The 12,144-nt window shown below is 37.3% G+C and carries 8 protein-coding genes; all 8 read right to left on the bottom strand.

The window, feature by feature from the left end; all coding sequences use genetic code 11:
- Window positions 1-28 precede the first annotated feature (28 nt).
- On the bottom strand, window positions 29-226 hold the full coding sequence (gene rpmI, locus PSI15_RS04750) for a 50S ribosomal protein L35 (RefSeq protein WP_006118955.1): 198 nt from the start codon (window positions 224-226) through the stop codon (window positions 29-31).
- Window positions 227-320: 94 nt separating this feature from the next.
- Window positions 321-860, bottom strand: coding sequence for a translation initiation factor IF-3 (infC, locus tag PSI15_RS04745; RefSeq protein ID WP_071827254.1), 540 nt, complete (start codon window positions 858-860; stop codon window positions 321-323).
- Between the two features lie 3 nt (window positions 861-863).
- On the bottom strand, window positions 864-2,792 hold the full coding sequence (gene thrS / locus PSI15_RS04740) for a threonine--tRNA ligase (protein ID WP_273582512.1): 1,929 nt from the start codon (window positions 2,790-2,792) through the stop codon (window positions 864-866).
- Between the two features lie 339 nt (window positions 2,793-3,131).
- The gene (locus tag PSI15_RS04735) at window positions 3,132-4,748 is read right to left on the bottom strand and encodes a hypothetical protein (RefSeq protein ID WP_273582511.1); all 1,617 of its coding nucleotides are present in this window, start codon (window positions 4,746-4,748) and stop codon (window positions 3,132-3,134) included.
- Between the two features lie 89 nt (window positions 4,749-4,837).
- On the bottom strand, window positions 4,838-6,094 hold the full coding sequence (locus PSI15_RS04730) for a hypothetical protein (protein ID WP_273582510.1): 1,257 nt from the start codon (window positions 6,092-6,094) through the stop codon (window positions 4,838-4,840).
- Window positions 6,095-6,147: 53 nt separating this feature from the next.
- Window positions 6,148-7,863 (bottom strand): hypothetical protein, encoded by a 1,716-nt coding sequence (locus PSI15_RS04725; protein ID WP_273582509.1) that lies wholly within the window; start codon window positions 7,861-7,863, stop codon window positions 6,148-6,150.
- 227 nt (window positions 7,864-8,090) lie between these two features.
- Entirely contained in the window at window positions 8,091-9,839 is a 1,749-nt protein-coding gene (locus tag PSI15_RS04720; protein WP_273582508.1) for a hypothetical protein, read from the bottom strand.
- Window positions 9,840-10,267: 428 nt separating this feature from the next.
- Window positions 10,268-12,144, bottom strand: a 1,877-nt coding sequence (locus PSI15_RS04715; protein ID WP_273582507.1) for an Ig-like domain-containing protein, incomplete at its 5' end; no start/stop codon positions are given.

Genomic DNA, 12,144 nt, shown 5'->3' with positions numbered 1-12,144 from the left:
CTTCTGAGTTCTAATCTAAAAAAATTGCTTATGCGTATGGCAAACAAGCAACAACCAGGCCCAGATCACCTTTGGAGACCATGCCTTTCGGACGTAAATGACGTTTACGCTTAGTTGATTTTTTAGTCAGAATGTGACGAAGGTTAGCGTGCTTACGCTTGAAACCACCGCTGGCAGTTTTTTTGAAGCGTTTAGCTGCGCCGCGTACTGTTTTAATCTTTGGCATTTTAATTTCCACTTCGCATTGTTGATTACAACGAACCAGTCAGGCGAACAAGCTCCAGCCAGATTAACTGGAGCCTGTTACTTGTTTTGCCTGACTATTTCTTCTTAGGAGCGAGCACCATGATCATCTGGCGGCCTTCAACCTTCGATGGGAAGGATTCAACCACAGCCAGTTCACTCAGATCGTCACGGATGCGGTTAAGCATCTCAATACCAATCTGCTGGTGCGCCATTTCACGCCCACGAAAACGCAGGGTGATTTTGGCTTTATCGCCATCTTCCAGAAAACGAATCAGGTTGCGTAGTTTGACCTGATAGTCGCCTTCATCTGTACCAGGACGGAATTTAATTTCCTTAACCTGAATAACCTTTTGTTTCTTTTTCTGTTCTTTGACTGACTTACTCTTCTCATAGAGGAACTTGCCGTAATCCATAATACGACAAACCGGCGGTTCGGCATTTGGGCTGATTTCCACTAAATCAACTCCAGCTTCCTCAGCTTTTTCAAGAGCTTCCCTCAGACTGACAATACCAATCTGTTCGCCATCTAATCCAGTTAAACGAACTTCAGAGGCGCGAATCTCTTCATTAATGCGATTTGGGCGCGCCGGTTGAATTCTTTTTCCGCCTTTAATACCTTATTCCTCCAATTGATGAAGATTACGACTGCGTATTTCTGTCAGCAGTTTCTCTGTAAACTCACTGACATCAATGCTGCCTAAATCCTTGCCCCGGCGAGTACGAACGGACACTTTTCCTGATTCGACTTCTTTGTCGCCACAAACAAGCATGTAAGGCACTCGACGCAGAGTGTGTTCACGGATTTTAAAACCAATCTTCTCGTTTCTCAAGTCTGCTTTTGCACGAATGCCAGCGTCTTGAAGTTTTTTAACCAATTCCTGTACATAATCTGACTGACTGTCAGTAATATTCATGACGACGACCTGCTGAGGTGCCAACCATGTTGGGAAAAACCCGGCATATTCTTCTGTCAGGATACCGATAAAGCGTTCCAGCGATCCCAGAACCGCACGGTGAATCATTACAGGAACCTTACGTTCGTTATTTTCACCTACGTACGACGCGCTCAGACGTGCGGGTAGTGAAAAATCGAGTTGCACAGTACCACATTGCCACGCACGATCCAAACAATCATAGAGAGTAAATTCAATTTTAGGGCCATAAAATGCCCCTTCACCCGGCTGATATTCAAATTCAATGCGGTTTTGGATCAAGGCTTCGGCAAGATCCGCTTCTGCCTCATCCCATTGTTTTTCCGTACCAATCCGTTTTTCCGGACGCGTTGATAACTTGACAACAATCTTCTCAAAGCCAAAGGTTGCGTACACATCATAAATCATTTTGATGCAGCTACTGACTTCTTGCAGAATTTGATCTTCAGTACAGAAGATATGCGCATCATCTTGGGTAAAGCCACGTACACGCATCAGACCATGTAAAGCGCCTGACGGTTCGTTACGGTGACAACTGCCAAATTCGGCCATGCGCAAAGGCAAGTCACGGTAGGATTTCAATCCTTGGTTGAAAATCTGGACATGCCCTGGGCAGTTCATCGGTTTCACGCAATATTCACGGTTTTCCGATGAAGTGGTGAACATGTTTTCTTTATAGTTTTCCCAATGCCCTGTTTTTTCCCACAGGATACGGTCCATCATGAATGGGCCTTTGACTTCCTGATATTGGTACTCTTTGAGCTTCAGGCGGACAAACGTTTCCAATTCACGGAAAATTGTCCAACCATCATTATGCCAAAATGCCATACCCGGTGCTTCTTCCTGCATATGATACAGGTCAAGCTGTTTACCAATCTTACGGTGATCGCGTTTTGCCGCTTCTTCCAGACGCTGCAAATAGGCACCAAGCTGCTTCTTATCCGCCCATGCCGTACCATAAATACGCTGCAACATTTTGTTGTCGCTATTGCCGCGCCAATATGCCCCTGCCACTTTTTGCAGTTTAAAGTGATGGCAGAAACGCATATTAGGGACATGTGGCCCACGGCACATATCAACGTATTCTTCATGGTGATACAGGCCGGGACGATCATCGTGGCTGATATTTTCATCCAAAATCTGGATCTTATACTCTTCACCACGAGCCGCAAATGCGTCACGCGCTTCTTGCCAGCTCACTTTTTTCTTAATGACATCGTAGTCTTTTTTAGCAAGCTCCAGCATACGCTTCTCAAGCAGCTCGATATCTTCCTGCGTCAAAGAGCGCTCCAAATCAACATCATAATAGAAGCCATTATCAATGATAGGACCGATAGCCATTTTCGTATCCGGCCATAACTGTTTGATGGCATGGCCCAACAGATGTGCACATGAGTGGCGGATAATTTCCAGGCCTTCTTCATTCTTGCTGGTGATAATCGCAAGATTGGCATCCGTTTCGATTAATTCGCAGGCATCCACCAATTCACCGTTAACACGGCCAGCGATACACGCTTTTGCCAAACCCGCACCGATATCACGAGCGACATCCATGACAGAAACAGCATGCTCAAATTGACGTTGACTCCCGTCAGGAAGAGTAATTACAGGCATTTAAAATCCTTATATACAGTGGTGACCCACACGAAAGATCACTTGTATTAAATCAAATTCATTATTAAATCAGTACGTTAGGAACAAGTCCTCGCTTCACTCCGCAAGATGTGTACATGTTTAAAGAAATAATTTCAAAAACATCGGGTACATTTGCCCTAACTCGTCCGACATACTATCACACAGAATCGGCGTTAAAATAGCTCTGTGAAAATATATTTACCTCCCATACAAATATTTCACTTAGCAGGAATTTAAAATTGCAATAATGAGAAAAAGAGCTGTATCTATATATTAAGCACCTCCTAATATAGAAACAGCCCAATTTAATTGTGGGAATTAATCACTTGTCATTATTTCATTTTTCCAATAATGACTATATGTCTTTTCATTGTTAACTGGGTCAATGATATAATATTCAAAGTAAATAACCCCTATTCCGCCATCAGTATATCCTTTCACATCATTAAGTTCTGGTGAATCAATTTCAATAATGATTGTCGACAAGTTTTCTCCTGGTTTATCTGGAACATGTGGAGCAACAACTTTAAATATTTTATTAAGGTTCTGATTTACTGATCTAACATACATTCTTAAATATATCTCTTTACCCCAAATGGGATAAGAGTGATCATTCTCATCATTAGTACACATAATTTTTACATACAATTGGTATCCACTGACAGAAGAGTTAGATACATCATTTTGGGTGATATCTTCATTATTGGGTTTTTCATCATCATCAGAGTGTTCAAGTTTAGGATCTTTTTTGATATCAGCATAACTGGAGAAAATCCTGGGCATATTATATATTCTTTTGACACTATCATCAGGTGCGCCCATTCCCTCTCCGACATATTTAACCTCCTGAGCCCCTGAATATATACTATTGCCAAAATCCGGTGCTATCACATAATAGAGCATTGAGTCTGTTTCAGATGGAAAAACTTCTCTTTTCATCACAAATGTATAGTTATAAGCACTTGAATTGTGCGAGACATCGGAAATCTTTTGCACTGGAAATATTAATCCTTCTGGGTCAAAAGAACCATCGTCTTTTTTCTTGTTAAAAAATAAAATTCTATCGGTCAAAGACGCATTAGGATAAGAATCAACCTGTGCTTCAAAAAATTTATCTCCGCCACCATCCAATAAACCTCCGGAGAGTTCAGGAACATATGGCTGTTCAGGTAAATCCTCGTCGCTGAGCGGAAGAATAGAAACCATATATATGGTACCAGAACGATATTCCGCGATCCCTTCGATTTTACTGATTAAATCCATAACAACAGGGGTGTCCATAACCGGATAAACACGGAATTTTACATTTCCATCATTATCACTATTAATAATTATTTCACTTTTACCCTGATAATTTTTGGGCTTGATAATTTGACATTTTTGACCTATTCCACTCGGTTCAGAGGTAATAATGATATTCCTTACAATATCCTCTTCAGCCTCAGAAAAAATATGGACAGGTGTGTTTTTAAGTAATTGACCAGTGGTATCAAATAATGTAGTGCTATAACTGATATAATGATCTTTGTTGTCGTCTATATTGTTATTATCGGGTGTTGCACAAATGCTTTTATTTTTCTTCAATTGGATTGAGATTTTAACCAAATCCTTTGCATAATATTTTATTACTTTTTCAATTCCTGTGAGAGTAAAATGTATTTCATCTCCTGACGTTATTGAATCACTTCCTTTTACCTTACATGAAACCACCATATTATATGATTTACTATCCTGCTGGATATTAATTGGTTTAATTATTTCTATACTTTCAAAACCCTGAGGGTCTTTTATACCTATATTAAAGGATTGAGAAATTTTTCCTTTAGGTATGAGTTCTATATCGAGATAAAACTGCTGACCTATAATAACATCAGCATGTTTTTCAATAGATAAATTTAAATTATAATCTTCCAAAATCATATCGTTACCTAACATACCTTACCCCTTTTATAATTCTTTATTAATATATTATTAAAAGAAAAATGAATATTTGATAATGATTATTATTCATCTAAGAAATTGAATTACCATATGCCGGTCCAGGTTATACCGTCAGAACAAGCATCTCCGGCAAGTTCTCCTCCTGGTCTTACAGTATAAACATTGGCCTGCCAGATCTTGCCATAAGAAATATCCCCATAATAATTAACTTGAAAATCAAGATAAATATCTCCATTTTCTATATGACCAACATAATTAAAAGGAATGCCAAACAATAATGTTGCTGTATTACCATTATCTGGTTGAGTTGGCATTAATTTCGTTTTAGATTGATAAATCGTATTTGGATAACTGTTTACATATAAATTTAATGTGACTTCGGCACCAAGTGGAACTTTTGTTTTATCTTTATAATCATTCGTTCCTATAATTTTAACGAATAATGCTTCATGATGGGGATTATTACATCTGCTATCCACATCCTTCTCATGAATGGAATCATTGATAATATTTTTATCGTCATTATAACCGTAACTATTATAAACGATACAACTATCATAACTTCTCTCTAAGTTATCAATGGGTCGATTATTTCCTCCTCCAGGATATGTTATGCTTTGTGGATATGAAGAGCGAGCCAATCCCAGCTCATTCACAACCGTATAGAAAAAAGGCGTAACTTCATTTTCCTTAAATATGTTATAAGGCAGTGTTATATGACTATTATCTAATTCATTAACATCTCCAACAAAAAATGACTTTTGCACATATTTATTATGTGCAAAAAACAGTATTGTGTCATTTAATTTTGCATCAGGATAATTTTGAATTAAAAGAGTAAAGAAACTCGAACTGGGATTCACCCATAAATTACCATTATCGCCGATGATATCAAGCAGAGGAAGGTTTAGATCCTTTTTATTATTATCGATAATATACACTTTATTTTTTGAAGATATACGGTTTGTTACATTCATTACCATAGAATCAACATGAAATACGACTGATTTTGATTTCTTAGGATAGATATAAAAAATTAATTCTCCATCTGAATCGGAGGTAACAGGGAAATATTTCAGATTAGAAGAATTATTTTTAATTGTAACAGGTGTTGTTTTATCGGCATGATAGATATTAACCAAATCAAAATTGGCATGCTCTTTTTCAAGAATAACGACAGAAACATTCGGCAATGGTTTTCCGTCCTTATCCCGGATTAATGCGACTGCCTTGATATAATCACCATTAGGTGGAGTACTATCATAGTCTAACACTTGGAAAACATCTTTTTCAATGTATATTGATATGGATTTTTCATCTATTGACAGATTATTTTTCATGTTATTTCCTTATTTATAATTTTACATTGCAATAATTAAAAATCAAAATCCTCTTAATTATTCGATAAAGGATCACACCCATCGTTATCATCGTGAGATTGATTGGGTAATACCGTATTAATTTTGGTACTCCACTCTTTGCTATACGTTTTAGAACCATCACTATTTTCGATATAATAATCGAACGAAAGTGTTCCTAACCCTTGAGAGAATGAAGGCCCCGCTCGGTTAATATCACAGTACGGGATATTAACCGTACAATGGCCTGTTTGTTTTCCCGGATCAGCAGCAGGTGGTAACTGGAATGGATAACTATTATGGGTATTTCTAGAGTTTGGTGTTTTCACATACACGTTCAAATACCCTTTGCTACCGAGCTGTGGTAAATTTTTATTATTCTGCTCACTTGTTCCCATTATTACCACATATAGCCCCGTTGCTCCTTTGGCACATTGACCCGTTTTTCTCTGTTGGCTTATCATGCTCAGGATGATGCCATGCCACTCAAAAGTTTCATTTTCTTCACTGTATACATCAATGGGAAGGGTTGCATGGCTGGTGTATACTTTGACTTTGTCGTAAGACCTGTCGTTAGACGAGTCATTTTGTTCACCAATATATGTGAACATTTCTGTCATGGAATAGCTATATTCTTGACTTTCAGGAGCAACCAAATAATAAAGTTTCATAGACTTATTAAGTGGCAACTGGTCATATGTAAAATAAAAAGGAGTAGAATCCAAATTGGTTATATTATCAAGTCTATATATAGGTTTGAGCTGAATTGGTTTATCGCTTTGATCAAATCCCTGCATGAAAAATATTAAAGAATCAGTATCCTTACCTTCAGGATAAGAAGCTACGTGCACTTCCATTCCCTTAGCATTTGGTATTTTTCTTACCTTACCATCTTGTATTCCTAATATTTTTGGTGAATTTGGTCCAAATAATGAACTACGTATAGCATTAAATATATATATAGATGCAGCATAATTAACAGAAGTTACATTCAATATTTGAGTGTCAAAGTCAACTCTGACAGAAGTATCGCGTACTGGATAAACGCGAAATTCTATATTTCCATTAATATCGCTGTGAACAGCAAAAAAATCAAAATTACTCTGACTATGTGTAATGATTTTTTGGGGCAGCTCTCCATCTTTGGGGGCTGTACCTATATTCACAAGCACCTTATTTTGATCATGAGAGAAAATTTTATCTGACTGTTCAGATGATACTATAATTTGGGTATTTTTTAATGGGTTATTATTATAATCTAATAGTTTCCCTGAGTATGTAACATATGAACTTCCAGTGCCGACAGGGTTATCCTCTGTCGGTGGTTCAATATATTCATTATTAGTAGTTAATGAAATTAATCCTGTTGGTTCCACTTTTTTAGTCGTATATGTTATTTCTAATGGTTTAATCTCCTTAATATAACCAGAATTTGACATTGCACGAACTGTATAGTTAACTGATATATCCGGTGATAAATTATCATTTATATGTAATAGAATTATAGCACTACCAAAATTTCCATTTTCTGATACTTTCCATCCATTCTTATTATCTACAGAAAAATATTTTTTATCAGCCTCTATTGAAATACTATTAATACTGGAAATCAAATTTGAATCAGCAGAAAGTGATACGGTCAAATAACAAGTTTGCCCAATAACAACATCAGCTCCATCAGGTATAGATACACAAAGTTCACCAAGTGCACATGAGTTACCTATTGCGTCCATATTATTTACTATACTCATTATTATCTGCCTCTATTTTAAATATAGATAACATCCACTTCACCTATAAATAATCTTCAATAATAGTGACACACATAATCTATTAAATATCCCTTACTCCTTGCAGTGCGAGGAGTAAGGAAGTGAACTATCATTTTGAAATGTTATTTATAAGTGGACAGTGTAGTCATTTCCATAAAATGGATATTTTAAATAAATTTACATTATATATTGAAATAGTTGACTTTTTAATTACTCTTATCGTTGCAAGGGCAACCATCATCACCTATATCAAAACCAGTATTTGCTGTACCTATCGTAGCTTTCCATTCTTTACTGTTCTTTGTAGCTCCTTCGTGTGTTATTGAATAGGCAAACGACAGTTTTGCCGGAATACCATCCTCCCACCCTCGTGCGCGAGTTAAATCACAATATGGAATCTTCACAACTTGATAGTAGTTGGTACTGTCAGTCAGTTGAATGGGTGAATATGATTTATTTTCTTGTCTTGTAGCAGAATCTATATTAACCATTACAGTACAAGTAGAATTAAGCGGAGGTAGTCCCTTCATTTCCTCAGTGAAGTTTTTTGCTATTTTTATAACGACATACAAACCAACAGGATCAGTATTTGTTATCGTAGCACCTCCTTTTATATATTGATTTATCGTATCTAGTGTGACGAGACGGTTGTCATACATACGATCATTATCCTGTGTGTTTTTAAGGTCAAATGGTGATGGTGAATAACTGGAATAGACTTCAACTGGTGTATAAAACCCATCATCATTGTTGTCACCATCATCGGATAGCTCACCAACATACATAAAGTTTGATGCCATGGAATAGAGAGAATCCTGACTGGCAGGGGCGATTAAATAATAAAGTTTCATAGGTTTATTAACGAGTAACTGGTCATAGGTAAAATAAAAAGGATTTGCATCCAGACTTTCTACGTTATCAAGCCTATATATGGGTTTGAGTTGAATGGGTTTATCGGTTGCTTCATAGCCTTGCATAAAGAATATCAAAGTATCTGAACTCTGATACCCGGCATACCGTTCAATTCCAACCTTCATTCCCTTAGAACCCGGTATTTTGGGAACCGCTCCCGTTTGTTCTGCATTGTATATATTTGGTGATGATGGCCCAAGTGGGTCATCACTCAGATTTGTATCACTAAAGATATACGCTGACGCAGCATAACTCAAAGTCGTTACACCTAATATTCCCGTCTTAAAATCAATCCTGGCAGATATGTTTCGTTTAGGATATACACTGAATTTTATGTTGCCACTATCATCACTATTAATAACAAAATAATCTACCCCATGATCTCTCGTCGTTGTTATCGATGTGGGGTTGCCGGTGTCTGGCACATTTCCTATATTAACAAGAACCTTATTCGAGTTGTTAGAGTATATTTGATCCGGCAATGCAGATGAGACTATAACTTGGGTATTTTTAAGAGCCTGTCCTTTACTATCAACAATTGAACCAGAATAGATAATACTTTTCTTCCCGGTTCCCACTGGATTAGTATCTGTTGGAGGTTGGATATATTCATTATCAGTATTTAACATAATGATAGAATCATGATCAACTCGCTTTACATTATATTGGATATTCTCCGGTGTGTAATTCGATATTGGTTTATTCCCGGTATTGTCAGCCCAAAGTTTTACAACATAACTAATTTGCTTATGTTGTTGTTCATCCAAATTATTATCAACCGTCAAACGAATGACTATATTCCCCTCATTACCGAAGTGAGTCCATTGTGACTCTGTTTTCCATGTGACTAAATTTGCTATACTGTGATCAGGTTCTATTGTTACGTGCTTAATATCACCTATTTTAGTTGACAGTCCTGAAATATTTATTGTTATATAACTCGTTTGCCCGATAATAATATCAGATTGATCAGGTATTGTTGCTGTAACGGAATAATCATTCTGAGAGGAACTTTTGGCAATTAAGTATTCTTCTCTTTTCATTTTAACTCCTCATAAATTAAATTTATTATGTTATATAATTAATTACTCTGGTAAGTTACTAAACCACATTGAAATTATTACATTTAATTAATTTTACTTCAGTGGATCATTTTATATTTAAAAACAGTGTAACAAGCGCAAACAGATTAATCAATTCATTCTGGTTTAGATAATGAAAAATAGTTATCGCCTGATAACAAAAAAATTTACCCAAGTAATATTTAGATTAAGAGATATGTTTTCACGAAATAAAGCCAATGCTCGACTAAAAAACACAGTGACATTTTAGTCAGGCAAAAAAAACAACCGAATGCGATTACACATTACGGCTGCTTAAAATTACAGAGCATTAAAGATGCTTTTATTCGATAATATCCCCACATCAATAAAAAAATTTTTTCCAATATATTAAACCCAGGGTTTTTAAGTTAATTGGTCAAATAACTCCCAACACAAATCACATAACCTTGAAGATCATTACCAGTATTCACTTGTTTGTTTTCTTGAGTATTATAAATAAAATTCCCAGCGCTAGTGCTATTCGGACCGTATTCCCCAAGGATGTTTGGAGTCACCGGAGGTTGTGGTGAAACTGCATCAAGAAGACCCCAAGAGTAGCTGTCTGGAAATTCATTCTGTAAAGAGTAACTATCATTTTTGCTGATACCCACATCAACTTCATCAATATTGCGCAGGTAGGGTATACCGGAATTTTTGCATGAAACATCTTCCGGTTGACTATCTTGTTTCATTACGCCTGTGTGAACAGTGTTAGGCATAATGAGTTTTTTAATCCAAAAAGAATAATTATAAGTATACTTGGCCTTATTGGGTCTTTTAACCGTTACAGATGTATCATGCTGATTCCTAAGAGCAAGACCCACATATATTTCTCCCGTAGGCAGATCTATAATTAATTCATTATCAAAACCTTTTGGAGAAATAATTTCCCCTCCGTTAGCCAAAATATTTACATCTATCGATAAATCGTGCAGTTTTGCATACATATTTCCAAATGAGTTACTAGGCCTAAGTTGATCTTTAAATATTTTACTCTTTTTAATTGTTGTATTATCAGCTTCTTTAACATAGACAACAACTCCTGCTGGTTGCGATACCACTTTAAAAACAACCGGCCCTGCTACCGCAGAAGAAGTTTTCCCCCCATCCGGCGCCGATAAGATTACCTTCAAGCCATCAGTAACCTGACCATTATTAATATCACCAATACCAACCTGACTGGTTAATGTAGCCGTAAGTTGACCGTTTTTGACTATATTATCACTTTTAATTTCCCACTCAGGATTACCATTATAGGTATTAGGCTTAGGATCAAAATCCCACTTAACGTTTTCTACTTTATGCCCGTCAGGTAGCGGAGTACCGTCTGCCCTAACAACTTCTGCTGTATAAGTATAAGACGCATTGCCATCACCTTTTTGGAGTGTATTAGGATTAAAATTAGTCGGCTTAAGGCTAACTATCTTTACACTTTCTGGCTTAAAATCCACAGAATCAGCACATTGTTCCGTTTCAGAGATCGCAACCGAATTTTGGTCAACAACAGCAAGGCACACAATGGCACCTTTCACTACAGGGCTTTTCTGCTTGCTCATCAGGTCAACTTGCAATGTCCCATCAGGTTTCACCGTCATTTCCCCAGTCTCTGACAACCAGGTATCTTGCACATTCCCCTGTGCCACAGGCTTCAACTGCCATTTAAATTTAATCTCTTTCTCTGTATAGGGCTTACCATCAGTACCATGTACAGCCGCCGTATAATGGTAAGCGTCTTGAGAATTCTTATCTGCATCCGGAGGAACTGTTCCGGTTGTTGGGGTAAATGTTGGTTTCTGAATGGTTGGCCATTTAAATTCCACATCTACAGATTTCTTTGTTGCAATACCTTCCACTGCGGCCTCTACCGTAACGGTTTTAGCCTGATCACTGGTCAATGTTGTAGTCGCGTAACCCTGAGCATTGGTTGTACTGCTTGTTGGGTTCAGTTTTACGCCATTATGATCGGCGGATTTTATCGTCCAGTTAACTGTCTTATTAATCTCCGGATTTTTACCCGTAGCATCATTCACTCTGACCGTCAGGGTAGAAATTTTATTCACCAATAGAGGACTGGTTGGTTTAACGTCTATCGCCGATATCTGTTCCGGTTTGAAATCTACCGCCTTTGCTTGAACGGGCTTGTGGCTGCCAATCGCCAGTGAAACCGCAATATCCTTGATTTCCATGGTACTGGCTAAGGTCGCGGTTAATTTCCCATCTCCATCCGTTGTATCCCCGCTGGAAT

The organism is Xenorhabdus sp. PR6a, assembly GCF_028599065.1.
Lineage (GTDB): Bacteria > Pseudomonadota > Gammaproteobacteria > Enterobacterales > Enterobacteriaceae > Xenorhabdus > Xenorhabdus doucetiae.
This window is presented reverse-complemented; position numbering and strand designations above follow the sequence as displayed.